General features: G+C 60.4%; 15 protein-coding genes. 8 read left to right on the top strand and 7 right to left on the bottom strand.

The features are described from left to right. Positions 1–123 precede the first annotated feature (123 nt). Entirely contained in the window at positions 124–588 is a 465-nt protein-coding gene (gene bfr, locus AC3WTM_RS06395; RefSeq protein WP_008053867.1) for a bacterioferritin, read from the top strand. A gap of 65 nt (positions 589–653) precedes the next feature. Here bfr and uvrA read toward each other — a convergent pair whose 3' ends face one another. After that, positions 654–3,488 carry an excinuclease ABC subunit UvrA gene (uvrA, locus tag AC3WTM_RS06390; RefSeq protein ID WP_102672156.1) on the bottom strand — a complete coding sequence of 945 codons (2,835 nt, stop codon included), beginning with the start codon at positions 3,486–3,488 and terminating at the stop codon, positions 654–656. 191 nt (positions 3,489–3,679) lie between these two features. Between uvrA and AC3WTM_RS06385 the strand changes: the two genes are divergently transcribed. The 3 genes from AC3WTM_RS06385 to AC3WTM_RS06375 all read left to right on the top strand — a co-directional run bounded on the left by AC3WTM_RS06385 (position 3,680) and on the right by AC3WTM_RS06375 (position 6,641). After that, positions 3,680–5,077 carry an MFS transporter gene (locus AC3WTM_RS06385; protein WP_102672155.1) on the top strand — a complete coding sequence of 466 codons (1,398 nt, stop codon included), beginning with the start codon at positions 3,680–3,682 and terminating at the stop codon, positions 5,075–5,077. A gap of 9 nt (positions 5,078–5,086) precedes the next feature. Next, positions 5,087–5,605, top strand: a complete 519-nt coding sequence (locus AC3WTM_RS06380; protein WP_007984430.1) for a single-stranded DNA-binding protein — start codon at positions 5,087–5,089, stop codon at positions 5,603–5,605. Between the two features lie 163 nt (positions 5,606–5,768). Then, positions 5,769–6,641 (top strand): AraC family transcriptional regulator, encoded by an 873-nt coding sequence (locus AC3WTM_RS06375; RefSeq protein ID WP_102672154.1) that lies wholly within the window; start codon positions 5,769–5,771, stop codon positions 6,639–6,641. Positions 6,642–6,671: 30 nt separating this feature from the next. Here AC3WTM_RS06375 and AC3WTM_RS06370 read toward each other — a convergent pair whose 3' ends face one another. Further along, a complete protein-coding gene (locus AC3WTM_RS06370) occupies positions 6,672–7,172 on the bottom strand; it encodes a YkgB family protein (protein ID WP_102672153.1) in 501 nt (166 codons plus the stop codon). A 221-nt stretch (positions 7,173–7,393) separates the two neighbouring features. After that, complete coding sequence (locus AC3WTM_RS06365) at positions 7,394–7,954, bottom strand: cysteine hydrolase family protein (RefSeq protein WP_102672152.1); 561 nt, start codon at positions 7,952–7,954, stop codon at positions 7,394–7,396. A gap of 101 nt (positions 7,955–8,055) precedes the next feature. Here AC3WTM_RS06365 and AC3WTM_RS06360 point away from each other — a divergent pair, with 101 nt between their 5' ends. The 3 genes from AC3WTM_RS06360 (at position 8,056) to AC3WTM_RS06350 (ending at position 11,103) form a co-directional block, all read left to right on the top strand. Then, complete coding sequence (locus AC3WTM_RS06360) at positions 8,056–9,048, top strand: GlxA family transcriptional regulator (protein WP_102672151.1); 993 nt, start codon at positions 8,056–8,058, stop codon at positions 9,046–9,048. Between the two features lie 197 nt (positions 9,049–9,245). Further along, positions 9,246–10,355, top strand: a complete 1,110-nt coding sequence (locus AC3WTM_RS06355; RefSeq protein WP_102672150.1) for a DUF3182 family protein — start codon at positions 9,246–9,248, stop codon at positions 10,353–10,355. After that, a complete protein-coding gene (locus tag AC3WTM_RS06350; RefSeq protein ID WP_102672149.1) occupies positions 10,345–11,103 on the top strand; it encodes an alpha/beta hydrolase family protein in 759 nt (252 codons plus the stop codon). The genes AC3WTM_RS06355 and AC3WTM_RS06350 overlap by 11 nt, the downstream gene beginning before the upstream one ends. Positions 11,104–11,171: 68 nt before the next feature. Here AC3WTM_RS06350 and AC3WTM_RS06345 read toward each other — a convergent pair whose 3' ends face one another. The 4 genes from AC3WTM_RS06345 to AC3WTM_RS06330 all read right to left on the bottom strand — a co-directional run bounded on the left by AC3WTM_RS06345 (position 11,172) and on the right by AC3WTM_RS06330 (position 15,658). Beyond that, positions 11,172–12,158: a lysylphosphatidylglycerol synthase domain-containing protein gene (locus tag AC3WTM_RS06345; protein ID WP_102672148.1), complete on the bottom strand. Its 987-nt coding sequence runs from the start codon at positions 12,156–12,158 to the stop codon at positions 11,172–11,174. After that, the gene (clsB, locus tag AC3WTM_RS06340; protein ID WP_102672147.1) at positions 12,145–13,437 is read right to left on the bottom strand and encodes a cardiolipin synthase ClsB; all 1,293 of its coding nucleotides are present in this window, start codon (positions 13,435–13,437) and stop codon (positions 12,145–12,147) included. Before clsB ends, AC3WTM_RS06345 begins: the two co-directional genes overlap by 14 nt. Further along, positions 13,434–14,198: an endonuclease/exonuclease/phosphatase family protein gene (locus tag AC3WTM_RS06335; RefSeq protein ID WP_256586071.1), complete on the bottom strand. Its 765-nt coding sequence runs from the start codon at positions 14,196–14,198 to the stop codon at positions 13,434–13,436. Before AC3WTM_RS06335 ends, clsB begins: the two co-directional genes overlap by 4 nt. Before the next feature lie 245 nt (positions 14,199–14,443). Further along, positions 14,444–15,658 (bottom strand): MFS transporter, encoded by a 1,215-nt coding sequence (locus AC3WTM_RS06330; protein WP_102672145.1) that lies wholly within the window; start codon positions 15,656–15,658, stop codon positions 14,444–14,446. A gap of 231 nt (positions 15,659–15,889) precedes the next feature. Here AC3WTM_RS06330 and AC3WTM_RS06325 point away from each other — a divergent pair, with 231 nt between their 5' ends. Then, positions 15,890–18,019, top strand: coding sequence for a mechanosensitive ion channel domain-containing protein (locus AC3WTM_RS06325; RefSeq protein ID WP_102672144.1), 2,130 nt, complete (start codon positions 15,890–15,892; stop codon positions 18,017–18,019). The last annotated feature ends 89 nt before the right edge of the window (positions 18,020–18,108 follow it).

Here is an 18,108-nt window from a genome sequence, read left to right as displayed (position 1 = left end):
GGGCGGTTTTTGCGTTATTTCAGCCGGTTTTCTCAGAATATCTTCGCTTTTATTGCGTCTTGCGAGTGACGATAAGGGCATGTTGGTTCAAACTACAACTTTAAAGCAGGGAGATGTAGGGCGATGCAAGGCCACCCAGATGTGATCGATTACCTCAACACGTTGCTGACCGGCGAACTGGCCGCGCGCGATCAATATTTCGTCCACTCGCGGATGTATGAGGACTGGGGTTTCACCAAGCTCTACGAAAGAATCAACCACGAGATGGAAGAGGAAGCAGGGCACGCTGATGCCCTGATGCGCCGGATTCTGATGCTCGAAGGCACGCCGCGCATGCGTCCGGACGATCTCGACGTCGGCACCACGGTGACAGAGATGCTCGAAGCGGATTTGCGCCTGGAATACAAAGTACGGGCTGCGTTGTGCAAGGGCATCAAGCTCTGCGAACAACACAAGGACTACGTCAGCCGCGAAATGCTGCGGGTTCAATTGCATGACACCGAAGAAGATCACACCTACTGGCTCGAGAAGCAGTTGGGTCTGATCAAGTTGATCGGGCTTGAGAACTACCTGCAATCCCACACCTGATTGCTGCGAATATAAAAAAGCCCCTGTCACTGATGAAGTAACAGGGGCTTTTTCATGGGGGCCGGTTAAGCCCGATCGCGCTCCAGCAGCGGCTTGAGGTAGAAACCGGTATGGGATTGCTTCATCTCTGACACTTCTTCCGGGGTGCCGACGGCAATGATCTGCCCGCCCTTGGAACCACCCTCCGGCCCCAGGTCCACCAGCCAGTCAGCTGTCTTGATCACGTCCAGGTTGTGTTCGATCACCACCACGGTGTTGCCGTGGTCGCGCAGGCGATGCAACACGTCCAGCAGTTGCTGGATATCCGCGAAGTGCAGACCGGTGGTGGGTTCGTCGAGGATGTACAGGGTCTTGCCGGTATCGCGCTTGGACAGCTCGCGGGACAGTTTCACCCTTTGGGCTTCACCGCCGGACAGCGTGGTCGCCGATTGCCCCAGCTTGATGTACGACAGGCCGACGTCCATCAAGGTTTGCAGCTTGCGCGCCAAGGCCGGTACGGCATCGAAGAACACCCGTGCTTCCTCGATGGTCATCTCGAGAGTTTCGTGGATGCTCTTGCCCTTGTACTTGATCTCAAGGGTCTCGCGGTTGTATCGCTTGCTTTTGCACACGTCGCAGGGCACGTAGATGTCCGGCAGGAAGTGCATCTCGACCTTGATCAGGCCGTCGCCCTGACAAGCTTCGCAGCGACCGCCCTTGACGTTGAAGGAGAAACGCCCCGGACCATAGCCCCGGGAACGGGACTCCGGTACGCTGGCGAACAACTCGCGGATCGGCGTGAACAAACCGGTGTAGGTCGCCGGGTTGGAGCGCGGTGTACGGCCGATCGGGCTCTGGTCGATGTCGACGACCTTGTCCAGGTGCTCCAGGCCCTTGATGCTGTCGTGGGCGGACGCTTCGAGGGTAGTGGCGCCATTCAGCGCAGTGGCGCTCAAAGGGAACAGGGTGTTGTTGATCAGCGTCGACTTGCCGGAGCCGGACACGCCGGTCACACAGGTCAGCAGGCCGATCGGAATCTCCAGGTCGACATTGCGCAGGTTGTTGCCGCGCGCGCCCTTGAGCGACAGCGTCAGCTTCTTGTTACGCGGTGTACGTTTGGCCGGGACTTCGATCTTCACCCGGCCTGACAGGTATTTACCCGTCAGCGAGTCCGGGTGAGCCATGACCTCGGCCGGTGTGCCTTCGGCGACGATATGCCCGCCGTGCACGCCAGCGCCCGGGCCGATGTCCACCACGTAGTCGGCCAGGCGGATCGCGTCTTCATCGTGCTCGACCACGATCACCGTGTTACCGATATCGCGCAGGTGCTTGAGGGTGCCCAGCAGCCGGTCGTTATCGCGCTGATGCAAGCCGATGGAGGGTTCGTCGAGGATGTACAGGACGCCCACCAGGCCGGCGCCAATCTGGCTGGCCAGACGAATACGCTGGGCCTCGCCACCGGACAAGGTGTCCGCACTGCGATCCAGCGACAGGTAGTCGAGGCCGACGTTGACCAGGAACTGCAGGCGCTCGCGGATTTCCTTGAGGATCTTGTCGGCAATTTCGCCACGTCGTCCAGTGAGCTTGAGCCCGCCAAAATAATCGGACGCATCGCCGATCGGCAGGTTGGTCACAGCCGGCAGGGTTTTCTCGCCGACCCACACATGCCGCGCTTCACGCCGCAGGCGAGTGCCGCGGCAATCCGGGCACGACTGGGTGCTGAGGAACTTGGCCAGTTCTTCGCGCACCGATGCCGATTCGGTTTCGCGGTAACGGCGTTCCAGGTTCGGCACGATGCCTTCGAACGGGTGCGAGCGTTTGACGATATCGCCACGGTCGTTCAGGTATTTGAAGTCGACGTTTTGCGAACCGCTGCCGTGCAGGATGAATTTCTGCTGATCGGCCGGCAATTCGTTGAACGGAACTTCCAGGCTGAACTTGTAGTGCGAGGCCAGCGAGCCGAGCATCTGGAAGTAATAGACGTTACGCCTGTCCCAGCCACGAATCGCCCCTTCGGCCAGGGTCAGTTCACCATTGACCAGGCGCTTGATGTCGAAGAACTGCTTCACCCCCAGACCATCGCAGGTCGGGCAAGCGCCGGCCGGGTTGTTGAAGGAGAACAGCTTGGGTTCCAGTTCGCTGATCGCGTGGCCGCAGATCGGGCAGGCGAAGCGTGCGGAGAAGATCATCTCTTCACCCGGCTCGTCGTCCATCGGCGCCACCAGGGCGATGCCGTCCGCCAGTTTCAGCGCGGTCTCGAAGGATTCGGCCAGGCGTTGTTGCAGGTCGGCGCGAACCTTGAAGCGGTCGACCACGACATCGATGGTATGTTTTTTCTGCTTGTCGAGCTTGGGAGCTTCGTCCAGCTCATAGAGCTTTCCATTGATTCGGGCGCGGACAAAACCCTGTGCGCGCAGCTCTTCGAAAACCGACAGGTGCTCGCCTTTGCGCTCGCGGATGACCGGCGCCAGCAGCATCAGCTTGCTGCCCTCCGGTTCGGCGAGGACCAGGTCGACCATCTGGCTGACGGTCTGCGCTTCAAGCGGGATGTCGTGATCCGGGCAACGGGGAATACCCACACGTGCATAAAGCAGGCGCAGGTAGTCGTAGATTTCGGTGATAGTGCCGACCGTCGAGCGCGGGTTGTGCGAGGTCGACTTCTGTTCGATGGAGATCGCCGGCGACAGGCCTTCGATGGTGTCGACGTCGGGCTTTTCCATCATCGACAGGAACTGCCGGGCGTAGGCCGATAGCGATTCGACGTAGCGGCGCTGACCTTCGGCGTACAGGGTATCGAAAGCCAGGGACGACTTGCCGGAGCCGGACAGGCCGGTGATGACGATCAGCTTGTCCCGTGGCAGGGTCAGGTCGATGTTCTTCAGGTTGTGGGTTCGAGCCCCACGAATCAGGATCTTGTCCAAGGTGGCCTCGCTCGGCGGGCGTCGAAAACGTAGGAGTATACGGCCAAATACTGGATGGATGCACACTATCGAGTGCTGCTATTGCTGCCTTACATGAAAGCACTGTCATCTACACGCGGCAAAGCGTCGCGATATACCCTGCCAATCGATGGGACTGGTAGAATCGCCGCCGGTTCACATGAGGTTTTTCCATGCACGATCCCCACAGCGAGCGCATGAGCGGCAGCGAGACCCGCGCGGCAAGCGGTCTGGCCCTGGTGTTCGCCTTCCGTATGCTTGGCATGTTCATGGTGTTGCCGGTTTTGGCGACCTATGGGATGGACCTGTCAGGAGCGACCCCGGCCCTGATCGGTCTGGCGATTGGCGCTTATGGCCTGACCCAGGCAGTTTTCCAGATTCCATTCGGTTTCATTTCCGATCGCATCGGTCGCCGCCCGGTGATTTACCTGGGCCTGATCGTGTTTGCCCTAGGCAGTCTGCTGGCAGCCAATGCCGATTCGATCTGGGGCGTGATCGCCGGGCGAATCCTGCAAGGTGCCGGGGCGATTTCGGCTGCGGTCATGGCCTTGTTGTCAGACCTGACCCGGGAGCAGCATCGGACCAAAGCAATGGCCATGATCGGCATGACCATCGGTCTGTCGTTCGCCGTCGCCATGGTGGTCGGCCCGTTGCTGACCCGCGCTTTTGGTCTGTCCGGGTTGTTCCTCGCCACGGGCGGCATGGCGCTGCTCGGCATTTTGATCGTCATGTTCATGGTGCCGCGCTCTACCGGGACATTGCAGCATCGCGAGTCCGGTGTTGCGCGCCAGGCATTGATGCCGACGCTCAAGCACCCGGACCTGCTACGGCTGGACCTGGGTATTTTTGTGTTGCACGCGATGTTGATGTCCAGCTTCGTCGCCTTGCCGCTGGCGCTGGTCGAGAAAGCCGGGCTGCCCAAAGAGCAGCACTGGTGGGTGTACCTGACCGCGTTGCTGATTTCTTTCTTCGCCATGATCCCGTTCATTATCTACGGCGAGAAGAAACGCAAAATGAAACGAGTTTTACTCGGCGCCGTCGTGACGTTGATGTTCACTGAGCTATTCTTCTGGCAGTTCGGCGACAGCTTGCGGGCTCTGGTGATCGGTACGGTGGTGTTCTTCACCGCGTTCAATCTGCTGGAAGCTTCGTTGCCATCGCTGATCAGCAAGGTTTCACCGGCCGGCGGCAAGGGCACGGCGATGGGGGTTTATTCCACCAGCCAGTTCCTCGGGTCGGCATTGGGCGGCATTCTTGGCGGTTGGCTGTTCCAGCATGGCGGTCTGTCGGTTGTGTTCCTCGGATGCGCCGGTCTGGCTGCCCTCTGGCTGGCCTTTGCTGTTACCATGCGCGAACCTCCCTACGTCACGAGCCTGCGCTTGCCGTTGTCGCCCGAGGCGATCCGCGAAGCGGGTCTGGTCGAGCGCCTGAAGGCGGTCGTAGGGATAACAGATGCAGTCATCGTCGCGGAAGAGGCGGCGATTTACATCAAACTGGACACCGAACTATTGGATCGCACCACCCTTGAGAGCCTGGTGAACAACCCGGCCGGGGCTGCGTGCGTAGCCTAGGAGAACGTTATGGCCCGTGGGGTTAACAAAGTCATATTGGTCGGCACTTGCGGCCAGGATCCCGAAGTTCGCTACTTGCCTAACGGTAACGCCGTGACCAACCTGAGTCTGGCGACCAGCGAACAGTGGACCGACAAGCAAACCGGTCAGAAAGTTGAAAAGACCGAATGGCACCGTGTGTCGATGTTCGGCAAGGTTGCAGAAATCGCTGGCGAATACCTGCGTAAAGGTTCTCAGGTCTACATCGAAGGCAAGCTGCAGACCCGCGAGTGGGAAAAAGACGGTATCAAGCGCTACACCACCGAAATCGTGGTCGATATGCAAGGCACCATGCAACTGCTGGGCGGCCGTCCACAGGGCGACCAGCAGGGCCAGGGCGGTGGTAACAACTACCAGCAGTCCGCGCCACGCCAGCAGGCTCCACGTCCACAGCAGTCGGCACCGCAACAGTCGCGCCCGGCTCCACAGCAGGCCGCTCCTCAGCCGGCTCCGGATTTCGACAGCTTTGATGACGATATCCCGTTCTGATTCTTTCACCAAAGAATAGAACCTGAAAAAGCCCGGCCTCCCTATGGATGCCGGGCTTTTTTGCATTTTTACCAGGGCATTCCTCGCCGGGATCGAGGATCGTCCAGCGGTCAGCGCGCAGTGATACTCTGCTATGGGTCCAGACCCTGTGCAGAGTTGCCCTATGGATCGCCTGTCTACGTTGTTGTCACAGTTCGGCGTGCGCGCGAACCTGTTTTACAGCGGCATGCTTTGCGGCGTGGCGTCCTACGATGGCGCCGACCAGCGTGGTCATATTCACCTGCTGCAGGCCGGCTCTGTCACTTTGAAAGGTCCAGGGAGGAGTGAGTTGTTGATCACTCGCCCCAGCCTGATTTTCCTGCCACGCCCCAGTCGACATCAGCTCATCGCCAGTGAGACTGAAGGTGCTCAGCTGTTATGTGCGTCGATGCTGTTCGATGGCGGCGCCAGCAATCCGATATCTGCTTCGCTCCCCGATCTTTTGGTGTTGCCCCTGGATGAGCTGCCGTTGCTGGCCGACACCCTGAGATGGCTGTTCGGTGAAGCTGGCGCCGGGCATTGCGGCAGGGAGGCCGTGCTTGATCGTTTGTTCGAACTGTTGATCATCCTGCTGTTCCGGCATTTGCTCGACCACCATCAGTTGAGCACTGGCATGATGGCCGGGTTGGCCGATGTGCGGCTGTCGCGCTCGCTGATACAGATGCACAACCAACCTCAGCGGGCCTGGTCAGTGGCCGAGTTGGCAAATGAATCGAACATGTCCCGCGCCGCTTATGCCGTGCATTTCCGCGCGGTCCTGGGGCAAACACCGTTGGATTATCTTCTGAGCTGGCGGATCAGTCTGGCGCAGAAGCGCCTGCGGGAGGGGCGGCCGATTACGCTGATCGCCGATGAGGTGGGCTATGAAAGTCCGTCGGCCCTTGCCCGTGCGTTTCGCCGCAAGACCGGCTGCAGTCCACGGGACTGGATGAAATCCCTGGCCCTTGAGGGCCGCGTACTGGCTGGTGATGGCGATGACCTGAATGCATCGAGCTGATTCAGGCCATCGGCGGGTGAAGTTGTCAGCTCAAGGGGTTTCCAGTCGGGTCAGCGAATGGCCCGCCACGAACAGGGAGGCGGCAAGCAAACCGATGTCCTTGAGCAGGAACTGGCCTGGCGCGACCGAAATGGCCGGGAAACCAAGGCCGGGCTCAATCACGCCGGGGGTCGAGAACATAAAGCTCAAGGTGGTGAAAAACAGCCCGGCCGACAAGACGCCCCCGATCAAGGAAAGCTTTGGCGACAGCAGGCGACCCGCAATCAGTACACCGATGGAGATCTCCAGAACGCCAAGCAAACTGGAAAACAGATCGACACTGAAAATGTTATAGACCCATCCCAGGAAGGGGCTGTTGCTTACCAGTGGCACCAGTCCCTCTGCTTCATAGTGGGTGAATTTCATTCCCCCGAACCAGAAGTAGATAACGGCGAGGGCGAAGTAAATGCCGTAGGTCCCTAGCGTCATGGTGGTGAGTCCGAGGGATGTTTTTTTCGACAGGCTGTCAGTGCTGATATTCATGCTGTTCATTGTTCAGGCTTCCAGTGAGTTATCCAGAAAGTGGCATGGGTGAAAGCAACATCCCCCGCGTATGCGTTGGGAGTGGAGTGATTGTTGGCTTCGGCATGACTTTTCAGGATTCTGGCGGTATTGCGTTTGATGCAGATCGTCCAGACTCACCGGCAATTAAAAGCCCATGGCATTTGCGGCCATGGGCTTTTTCATTTTCGCTGTCTTGTCCTGAAAAAGGTTTACACCTTCTGGCTTCTTGTCAGGTACTCGTTGGTCGAGACCACGCTGGCATAGGCAAACGCCAGGGCCGCCATGAACGCCGCATGAACTTGCGCCGCCGGAACCGTCACGCCATTGAACTCCAGGTCACGGGTGGCGCAGGCGTCGTGGATCACGGTGACCGTATAGCCAAAATCCGCCGCCGCCCGGGTGATGCCGTCGACGCACATGTGGCTCATGCTGCCCACGACCACCAGTTCCTTGATGCCTTGTTCGTCGAGGATCGATTTCAGTTCGGTTTCGCGGAACGAGTTGACGAAGTGTTTGAGCACCACCGGTTCGTCGGCACGGTTGAGCACTTTCGGGTGCAACTTCGCGCCCTCGGAGTTCGGGGTGAAAAACGGCGCATCTTCAGAGGTGAATTCGTGGCGAATGTGCACCACTGAATCCCCTGCGTCGCGGAAGGCCTTGATCAGGCGGACGGCGTTGTCGGCGGCGGCGTCGGCACCGACCAGCGGCCACTTGCCTTGGGGGAAGTAGTCGTTCTGGATATCGACTACGATGAGCGCTTGCTTGGCCATGACTGTTTCCTCGAAGTGTGTGTTGGTGTGGAATGAAGTATTGGCTCTGGCAGGCGATCCGAGGATTGGCCGCACCGACAATAGAAGGGGGAAAACTGACAATGGACGCAGAAAGGGCAATCGCCGAACTCGGTGTACTGATCTATCCCGGCGCGCAGATGGCGGCGGTGTATGGTTTGACGGATTTGTTCGGGGTGGCCAACCGGATCGCCGCCGAACATCAGTCTGCGCAGTTGCCGCTGTTGCGGGTCAGCCATTGGCAGGTCGAGGGTGATCAGGCGCCGGTTCGGGTCTTCGACAGCCATCCTGGCCCGGAGCGCGCCCTGGTGGCCGTGCTGATTCCGCCGTCGATCGGCGGTTTTTCCGAGGGCCAGGCGCCACAGGGACTGATTCGCTGGTTGCGTGAGCAACATGCCAACGGCGCGACTCTGGGCGGGGTTTGCGTGGGCTCTATCCTGTTGGCCGAAAGCGGTCTGCTCGACGGTCGCAGCGCCACCACTCACTGGACCTCGGCCAAAGCTTTCGCCGAACGTTATCCAGCGATCCGGCTCAAGGCCGATACGCCGATCGTCGATGACGGCGACCTGATTACCACCGCCGGGCTGATGGCCTGGTCCGAACTGGGTCTGCGCCTGGTCAACCGGCTGCTGGGGCCGAGCATCGCCACCAACACCGCGCGTTTTCTGGTGGTGGAACACAGCGATAGCGCCAGTGAGTGCGGCAGCAACTTTGCGCCGATCCTCAGTCATGGCGATGCGACGATCCTCAAGGTGCAACACTGGCTGCAAAGCACCGGAGCGACCGATGTGTCGCTGGCGGCGATGGCCGAAAAGGCAGGGCTGGAAGAACGCACCTTCCTGCGACGCTTTCGCGCGGCCACCGGGCTCAAACCCACCGAATACTGCCAGCACTTGCGAGTCGGCAAGGCCCGGGAAATGCTTGAGTTCACCAACGGCACCATCGACCACATCGCCTGGACCGTGGGTTATCAGGATCCCGGGGCGTTTCGCGCAACATTCAAGAAAATCACCGGGCTGGCGCCGAGTGATTATCGGACGCGGTTCGGGGTGGGCCCTGGATTGGTTGCACGGTAGTTGCATCACCTCGATTCCCTGTGGGAGTCGTGCAAAATGCCGGAATATCAAAGGAAGTCGTGCAGAATAAAACAGGCCTCATGCCATCACTTACTGCGCAACAGACTGATTTGAAAACCCTTTCCCCTCAGGCCGCCTTGGCCTGATCCCTGCACCCCTTCAGCTACATTCATCAAGCGTCGATTGAAGGGGGATGCATGACCCCAACAAACAGCAAGAAACTGGTGCTTGCCCACTCGGTGATCGCCGACGCGCCACTGCACGAAGTCGAGACCAATCGTGCGCTGGCCCGCTGGCTGGCGCAGATACTGGGGCTCAAGTACGGTGGCAGTTTCGACCCGCAACGGCATGGTGGGCGGAATATCTACCTGTTGCCGACCCAGACCCTTGTGGGCGCTGCGGCTGCCCGGCAACTGGGGGTCAAGGGCCCGGAGGATTTGTGGGGCGGTTATGTCGACCACGACTTCATCTGCACCAAAGCCATCAGTCACGGATTGCTCAACCACCATGCCCATGCGCCGCGAGGCTGGGCTCCGTTGTTTTCCGAGCGGGTGCGCAGCGTGGTGCTCGACGGTCTCAGCGTGTTCTCCCTGAAGGATGCGCGCCCGGCGGCGGAGCATTTGCTGTACACCGGGCCGATCCGCCTGAAACCGATTCATGCCTGTGCCGGACGTGGTCAGGAAGTGATCAAAAGCCTCGACGAGTTCGATGAGCTGCTTGCCCAGCCCGAGGCCGAGGCGATGTTCACCGAAGGCGTGGTGCTCGAACAGGACCTGGACCAGGTGATCACCCACAGCGTCGGCCAGAGTTTTATCGGCGCAAAAGTACTTAGCTATTGCGGTGATCAATACTTGACCGAGGACGCTCAGGGTGAACAGGTGTATGGCGGGTCCAACCTGCTGGTGGTGCCAGGTGGCTATGACGAATTGTTGAAGCTGGATCTGCCGGAAGACGTGCAACTGGCGATCCACCAGGCACAGGTGTTCGACAGCGCGGCGGATGAAGCCTACCCAGGTTTCTATGCCTCGCGGCGCAACTACGACATCGCCCAGGGCGTCGGCAGCGATGGCCGGCCACGCAGCGGTGTGCTCGAACAGTCCTGGCGCATGGGCGGTGCCAGCAGCGCCGAGGTCGCGGCCTTGCAAAGTTTCGTCAACGATTCGGGGATATGCGCGATTCGTGTGTCTTCGGTGGAAACATACATCGACCAGCCGCTGCCGGCGGACGCCATCGAGGTGTACCGCGGGCCGGCGCAGGCCAGTGACTTTCTCCTCAAGTACGTGACGGTTAAACCCTATGACGGCTAGAAGCGAATCCATTCAGATCGACATTGACGACGAACAGATGAGCGGCACCTTCCTGAGTCCCAAATCGAAAGTCCCCGGCGTGCTCTTTGTGCACGGTTGGGGCGGCAGCCAGGAGCGGGATCTGGAACGCGCCAAAGGTATCGCCGGGTTGGGGTGCGTGTGCCTGACCTTTGACCTGCGCGGGCACACCGGTGGCACCGGCATTCCATTGTCCCGCGTGACCCGGGAAGACAATTTGCGCGACCTGCTGGCGGCCTATGACCGCTTGCTCGCGCACCCGGCCCTCGATACCTCGGCGATTGCCGTGGTCGGCACCAGTTACGGGGGGTATCTGGCCTCGATTCTGACCTCGCTGAGGCCCGTGCGCTGGCTGGCGCTGCGGGTGCCGGCGCTGTATCGCGACGAGCAATGGCACACGCCGAAACGCGACCTGGACAAGCTGGATCTGCGTGATTACCGAAGCACCCTGGTGCGTGCCGACAGCAATCGTGCCTTGCATGCCTGCTCGCAATTCACCGGGGATGTCCTGTTGGTGCAGTCCGAGACCGACGACTACGTGCCCCATTCGACGATCATGAGTTACCGCGCGGCGTGCCAGCAGACTCACTCGCTGACTCACCGCATTATCGACGGCGCCGACCATGCGCTGAGCGACCCGGTTTCGCAGCAGGCCTACACCTCGATCCTTGTCGGCTGGATTACCGAGATGGTGGTGGGGGAGCGTTTGAGCATTATTCAATCATCCTGATATTGGGGTGTTCTTGCGGGCCCCTTCGTGGGCTTGCCCGCGAAGGCGTCCTCACAACCAGCACAAAATCACTTGGGTTTCTTCGCAATCCGCAATGACTTGGCCTTGGCTTCCACCAGCAGGTACATCACCAGGGCAATCAACAACGGCAGGATGAAATAAATCGCCCGATAGGCCAGCAGCCCCGCCACCAGGCTGCCCCGCGAAGCCTCGTGTTGCAGCAGCGCCACAAACACCGCTTCCAGCACGCCGAGCCCGGCCGGGATGTGAGTGATGACCCCGGCGATGGCGCTGATCAACAGCACGCCCAGCACCAGTGGATAGTCCAGTTTGTTCGGTAGCAAGGTGAAGATCACCGCTGCCATCAGCGACCAGTTCAGGGCACCGAGGGCCAGTTGCAGCACGGCCATGCGCAGCGACGGCAGGTCAATCTCCACACCACGAATCACCCACTCCCGACGTTTGGCAAACCGGCACGCCACCAGGTATCCGGCGCTCAGCAGCAATAACAAAACCCCCACGCCTTGCAGCGCGCTACTGCTGAGCTTCCAGCCCGGCGGCATGCGCACCAGGCCGCTGCTGAACATGGCGCCGGCAATGACCATGTAACCGAACCAGTTGGTCGCCAGGCTCAGACCGAGGATTTTCGCGATGTTGCTCTTGCTGACCCCGAGCCGCGAATACAGCCGGTATCGCATGGCGATGCCACCGACCCAGGCGCTCAGGTTCAGGTTGAAGGCGTAGCTGATGATCCCCACGGGCAGAATCTGCTTCCAGGTCAGGTTCTGGCGGATGTAGGTGCGGCCGATCAGGTCGAAGCAGGCGTACACCAGAAAACTCACCAGGGTCAGCCCCGAGGCAATGATCAGTGTGCGCACCTTGAAATCGGCCAGGGTATCGAACACTTCGTTCCATTCGATGCGTTGGGCGAGCATCGTGAACAGCACGATCAGCATCAGGAAAAACAGCATCGTCAGCGGTCGTTTCCAGCGGTTCCAGTGCGACTTGCCAGGGCTTTTGGCGTGAGTTGCCGTGTGGGGCTCAGTGCGGTTCATGGTCAGCGGCCCCGGTCGGAGGAGGAATGTGTTTCAGGCGAGGTTTATGCGCCGGCAACCAACCGGCCCACGCCGGGAAATGCCGCAGGCAGTGAAACACCAGAAAACCGACGGTCATGTGCCAGACACGCCCGCGTGGCGCGATGTCGTGAGACATGACCTTGCAATGGTTGTCGCTGAGGTCTTCCAGGCGATCGAACAGAACTCGATTGAAGCCACGGTCGCGGATCAGTAAGTTGGCTTCCAGGTTCATCGACAGGCTCAACGGGTCGAGGTTGCTGGAGCCTACGGTGCTCCAGTCTTCATCCACCAGTGCGACCTTGCCGTGCAGTGGACGGTCGCAATATTCGTAGATCTTCACCCCGGACTTGAGCAGGTAATCGTAGGTCATGCGCGCCGCAAGCCTGGCCACCCGCATGTCTGGTTGGCCCTGCAGGATCAGCCGCACATCCACCCCTCGGCGGGCGGCGTTGCGGATCTCGCGCAGCAGGCGGAACCCGGGAAAGAAGTAGGCGTTGGCGATCACCACCCGGCGCTGCGCCTGGCGCAATACCTGGCGGTAAACCTCCTCGATGTCGGTCTGGTGTTCCCCGTTATCGCGGTACACCAGCCGCACCTGACCATCGTGATCGCTGAAGGCCAGTTCCGAACGCCGCTGCCGACGGCGGTGCCACCAGTATTTGGCGTGCGCCGGGCGACCGCATTGCAGCAGGGCAAAGTGATGGATGTCGGCAACGGCCGGACCCTGAACTTCTACGGAATAATCCTGTTTGGCCTCGGGGCCGAAGTCGGCCAGATGATCGGCAGAAAAATTGATCCCGCCGACGAACGCGATGGTGCCATCGACCACCACGATCTTGCGGTGCAGGCGCCGGAACCAGTTGGTGCGGATGCCCAGGCGTTTCGGTGCCGGATCGAACATTTGCAGGTGCACGCCGGCCGCGGTCAGGGCGTTCAGGAACCCGGTACTCAGTTCGCCGCAGCCGAAGCCGTCGAGGCTCACGGTGGTGCGCACGCCACGCTGGGCGGCTTCGATCAGAATCTGTTGCAGCTCATTGCCGACCTTGTCCTCGAACAGAATGAAGGTCTCCAACAGGATTTCGTTTTGCGCCCGGCGCAGGGCTTCAAACACCCGGGGAAAATACGCCTCGCCATTTTCCAGCAACTCGACCCGATTGCTGCCTTGCCAGCCGTATTCGACATCGACCGCTGTCGGCTCGCGGGTGGGCGGAGCGGGGATGTGTTCCAGTGTGTTTTTTTCCATCGAATGGCTGCTCATAGCTCGATCTCCACCGACAGCGGGGCGTGGTCGGAAAGGTGCGACCAGGGCCGAGAGGTCAATACTTGCGGATGGCTGGCCTTGAGGTTGCGTACGTAGATGCGGTCCAGACGCAATGCCGGCAGGCGTGCGGGGAAACTGCGCGCCGGTTTGCCATGGTGCTCGTCGAAGACTTCGCGCAACCCGCTGGGCGTGAGCAATGCATCGGCGCGCTGGCGCCAATCGTTGAAGTCCCCGGCGACAATCACCGGGGCGTTGCCGGGCAGGGCGTCCAGGCGCTGGGTGAGCAGCTTCAGTTGCGCGGTGCGATGGGTTTCGCGCAGCCCCAGATGCACGCAAATCGCATGCACCTCCTGGCCGTCGCCGGGCAAGCGCAATACGCAATGCAAGATCCCACGGTTCTCGTGGCCGCTGATGGACACGTCGAGGTTGTCGTGGCGGATGATCTGGAACTTCGACAACAGCGCATTGCCGTGATCGCCCGCCGGATACACCGCATTGCGGCCATAGGCGAACTGCGGCCACAGGCTGTCGGCGAGGAATTCGTATTGCGGCATCGCCGGCCAGTTGGTGTAGCGCCTGGGATGCTGTTCGTGGGTGCCGTGGACTTCCTGCAAAAACACCACATCGGCAGACACACTGCGCACCGCTTCACGCAGTTCCGGCAGGATGAAGCGCCGGTTGAGTGCGGTGAAACCTTTATGGGTATTGACCGTCAGCACCTTGAAACGACAAGTGACGGACGGCCCCTGTACCTGCATGCCGGTTGCGTTTGAGTGTGCGGGAATATCGGTGTGATTCGCTGTCATGTCGCCTCCCGCCTGACGGCCCCTGTTTTTGGATGACTCCGGGGCGGCGGCGAAAGTTTCGATGGGACTACGGACGGTACATTCTCTGTAGAACACCACCGAACAACTGTAGGAGCGAGCTTGCTCGCGATAACGGCGGTCCATTCAACATGGATGTGACTGATAAGCCACCTTCGCGAGCAAGCCCCACACAGGGTTTATCCGTGGCCGGTGATAACGCGGGCAGAACCCTCGGCCGGTTCTGCATACACCGGGCCGAGGCGATCAAGGCGTCCACTCCATGCGGTCAATGCCAGCGCCACCAACACCACCAGGCCACCGATCCATGCGGTGTGAATCAACCCCATGTGGGCGACGATGAGGCCACCACCCCACGCGCCACCGGCAATGCCGAGGTTGAACGCCGCGATGTTCAGACCGGACGCCACGTCCACCGCCTGCGGGGTGTGATGCTCAGCCTGACGCACCACATACACCTGCAACCCCGGCACGTTGCCGAATGCCACGGCGCCCCAGACCAGCACGGTGGCCAGCGCGAGCCAAGGATTACCGGCGGTGAAAGTCAGCACGAACAACACGGCGGCGAGCAGAGCAAAGATGATTTTCAGAGCGCTGATCGGGCCGCGTTTGTCCGCCAGTTTGCCGCCCCAGATATTGCCGACGGCCACGGAGATGCCGTAGACCAGCAACACCAGGCTGACGGTGCTGGCGCTGAAGCCGGAAAGGTCCTGAAGAATCGGCGCGAGGAAGGTAAAGGCAATGAATGAACCGCCGTAGCCGACGGCCGTCATCGCATACACCAGCAGCAGGCGTGGTTGCTTGAGCACCTGCAATTGCTGCAACAGCGATGCGGGTTTGCTGTGGGCGATATTTTTCGGCACGTATATCAGGCTGCCGATGAAGGCGATCACGCCCAGGGCCGAAACGGCGAGGAAGGTTTCACGCCAGCCGAAATGCTGGCCGATGAATGTCCCCAGCGGCACACCGGTGACCAGCGCCACGGTCAGGCCGGTGAACATGATGGCAATCGCGCTGGCGGCTTTTTCCTTCGGCACTAGACTGGTGGCGATGGTCGAGCCGATCGAGAAAAACACCCCATGGGCCAGGCCGGTAACGATCCGTGCGAGGATCAACGACTCGTAACTCGGTGCTTGCCACGCCAGCAGGTTACCGAGGGTGAACAGCACCATCAGCGACAACAGCAGCAATTTTCGCGGAACCTTGCCGGTGAGGGCGGTCAGCACCGGGGCGCCGACGGCAACGCCAAGGGCATACAGGCTGACCAGCAGGCCGGCGGATGGCAGACTGACGCCGAGGTCGGCGCCGATGGTGGGTAACAGGCCAACGATGACGAACTCGGTCGTCCCGATGGCAAAGGCGCTGAGGGTCAGCGCGAGCAAGGCAATGGGCATGGCTGCAACTCCGGTGGATTCATTCGATGGAGCGCAGTGTCGTGGTTCGGATCGTGCGGAAAAATACAGGGGCGAGCATTTGATATTTGCCTTGGGCGCAAAGGTCGCGAGCGAGAGTGTTAGTCTGTGGCACAGGAAGGCATCGCCGTCCTGCTATCTGCGGGCAATATCCGAACTTGCCAGACATTTCTCGATCAGTTCCTTACCGACACAGCCAAAGGAGCGGGTGTTTTGATCAGGCTCAAGACCGCGATACTGCTGGGAGCGTTGCTGTTTGTGGGTAGCGAGCAACTGGAAGCCGGCGCGATACCGGGGCTGCCGGCCACCGCGACCGCCGTGACCCCACCAGCCCACCCTGAACCGCTGGTGCAAGGCGGATTACTGGGGGCCATCAGTTCAAGCATCGACGAGGTCCAGACCAAACTCGATCTCAACGAAAACCTTCTCGACGTCTGGCGCCTGCGTGCCGACCTCGCGGCCGATGAAGTGGATCAATTGGTCAATAAGCCATCGGCCCGTTCGCCCTGGCGCGTCGCCGGCGATTTCCTGCTGCTGACCTGCGTGTGGGCGGCCGTGTTTGCCTGTCTTTGGGTGCTTGGGCGGATGGCCGCCAGGCGCCTGTGCGAGCACCGTCTGCTGCTCAGTCGGGAACGGGGCCAGGCGTTGCTCGGTTATGTGCTGCCCTACACCCTTCCGGCGGTGATCAGTCTGCCGTTGACGATTTATGCCAGCCAGTTTTTGCCGATATCGGCGGGAAGGGCGCTGGCGTTGTGTTTTGCCTATGCCACCAGTGCCGGGATCTTTGCCGCGTCATTGGTGCTGTCGCTGGTGGTGATGTTCAATGCCGGACACAAGCGGCGGGCGGTGCAGATTATTCGACAACACAGCCCACGACCGCTGTTCGGCATCGGTTTTCTGGTGGCCCTGAGCGATGCCCTGACCAGCCCGCAGATCGCCCATCAACTGGGCAGCAATCTCACCAGCAGCATCGCCGTGTTCACTGGATTGACAGCGTCGATTTCCTTCGGCTTGCTGGTGATCCGCATGCGTCGCCCAGTCGCCCATGTGATCCGCATCCTGCCGCTGGCCCAGCGCCTCAGCCAGCCGGCGTTGCGTGAAACCCTGCGGATATTTTCCGGGCTCTGGTATTGGCCGATTCTGTTGATGGTACTGGTATCGATCATCAACCTGATCGGCGCCGGGGTGGACAACCAGAGAGTGCTGCGCAGCGCCTTGTTCACCACGGTGCTGCTGATCGCCACGGTGTTTATCAGCACCACGCTGCATCATCTGTTCAAGACGCGCAGCGAAGCGGACCTGCGCCGCAGCAGCGCGTACAAGGAGCGCTTTCTCAATTTGTCACATGCCTTGTTGCGTATCGGCATGGCCATCGTGTTCATCGATATCCTCGGGCGGATCTGGGGCGTGTCGCTGTTCGAATTCGCGGTGACCAATGCCGTGGGCCGGGCGATCAGTGATTCCCTGGGCCACATCGGTCTGATCCTGCTGGTGACCTGGATGGTCTGGGTGGTACTCGACACGGCGATTCAGGAAGCTCTGAAACCGCCAACCAACAAGCGCTCGGCGCGTCAGCCGAGTACACGGGTGAAAACCATCCTGCCGCTGCTGCGCAACGCGATCAAAATCATCCTGGTGGTGATATGCGCGATCACCACCATGGCCAACCTTGGGATCAACGTCGCGCCATTCCTGGCTGGTGCCGGGGTTATCGGCCTGGCAATCGGTTTCGGCTCCCAGCAACTGGTGCAGGACGTGATCACCGGGCTGTTCATCATCATCGAAGACACCCTGTCCATCGGCGACTGGGTGGTGCTCGATTCCGGGCATGCCGGCACGGTCGAAGGCCTGACCATCCGTACCTTGCGCCTGCGCGATGGCAAGGGCTTTGTGCACTCGGTGCCGTTCGGGCAGATCAAGGCCGTGACCAACCAATCGCGGCAATTCGCCTATGCGTTTTTCTCGGTGCAATTCACCTACGACACCGATGTCGACAAGGCCATCGAACTGATCCGCGAGGCCGGGCACTCCATCAGCAGCGACCCATTCTTGCGTTACAACCTGCAAGGGCCGCTGGATGTGTTTGGCGTCGACAAAATGGACCTCAACGGCGTGGTGCTGACCGCGCAATTCCGCACGGTGTCCGGCGGCCAATATGCCGTGAGCCGGGCCTTTAACCAGCGCCTGAAAAAGCTTGTGGATAACTGCCCGTGGGTGCATTTCGCGCAGACTTATCCACAGCAGGCGCTGGTGCCGAGGCATGCGGTCGAGCCACTGAAGGAGGGAGATACCGCACCGGAGCATTCGGCGGTGTTGATGCCGGAGCGGCCGCGGCCTCAATAGTCAGTTTAGTACTTGGGGCTTTCAGTGGCTGGTCTGGCCCCATCGCGAGCAAGCTCGCTGCCACAGGGGATCTTCTGTGATTACAAATT

The sequence above is a fragment of the Pseudomonas sp. EU05-FHT14B02 genome (assembly GCF_058791055.1).
The sequence above is the reverse complement of the archived record's forward strand: the minus strand, read 5'-3'. Positions and strand labels throughout refer to the sequence as shown.

What these genes read in the sequence shown, in the direction of transcription:
- AC3WTM_RS06330 (WP_102672145.1), bottom strand. Translation starts at nt 15,658, where the DNA reads ATGCCCATTGCCTTGCTCGCGCTGACCCTCAGCGCCTTTGCCATCGGG.
- AC3WTM_RS06355 (WP_102672150.1), top strand. Translation starts at nt 9,246, where the DNA reads ATGACCCCAACAAACAGCAAGAAACTGGTGCTTGCCCACTCGGTGATC.
- AC3WTM_RS06365 (WP_102672152.1), bottom strand. Translation starts at nt 7,954, where the DNA reads ATGGCCAAGCAAGCGCTCATCGTAGTCGATATCCAGAACGACTACTTC.
- clsB (WP_102672147.1), bottom strand. Translation starts at nt 13,437, where the DNA reads ATGAGCAGCCATTCGATGGAAAAAAACACACTGGAACACATCCCCGCT.
- AC3WTM_RS06360 (WP_102672151.1), top strand. Translation starts at nt 8,056, where the DNA reads ATGGACGCAGAAAGGGCAATCGCCGAACTCGGTGTACTGATCTATCCC.
- AC3WTM_RS06380 (WP_007984430.1), top strand. Translation starts at nt 5,087, where the DNA reads ATGGCCCGTGGGGTTAACAAAGTCATATTGGTCGGCACTTGCGGCCAG.
- bfr (WP_008053867.1), top strand. Translation starts at nt 124, where the DNA reads ATGCAAGGCCACCCAGATGTGATCGATTACCTCAACACGTTGCTGACC.
- AC3WTM_RS06335 (WP_256586071.1), bottom strand. Translation starts at nt 14,198, where the DNA reads ATGCAGGTACAGGGGCCGTCCGTCACTTGTCGTTTCAAGGTGCTGACG.
- AC3WTM_RS06375 (WP_102672154.1), top strand. Translation starts at nt 5,769, where the DNA reads ATGGATCGCCTGTCTACGTTGTTGTCACAGTTCGGCGTGCGCGCGAAC.
- AC3WTM_RS06345 (WP_102672148.1), bottom strand. Translation starts at nt 12,158, where the DNA reads ATGAACCGCACTGAGCCCCACACGGCAACTCACGCCAAAAGCCCTGGC.
- AC3WTM_RS06370 (WP_102672153.1), bottom strand. Translation starts at nt 7,172, where the DNA reads ATGAACAGCATGAATATCAGCACTGACAGCCTGTCGAAAAAAACATCC.
- AC3WTM_RS06385 (WP_102672155.1), top strand. Translation starts at nt 3,680, where the DNA reads ATGCACGATCCCCACAGCGAGCGCATGAGCGGCAGCGAGACCCGCGCG.
- AC3WTM_RS06350 (WP_102672149.1), top strand. Translation starts at nt 10,345, where the DNA reads ATGACGGCTAGAAGCGAATCCATTCAGATCGACATTGACGACGAACAG.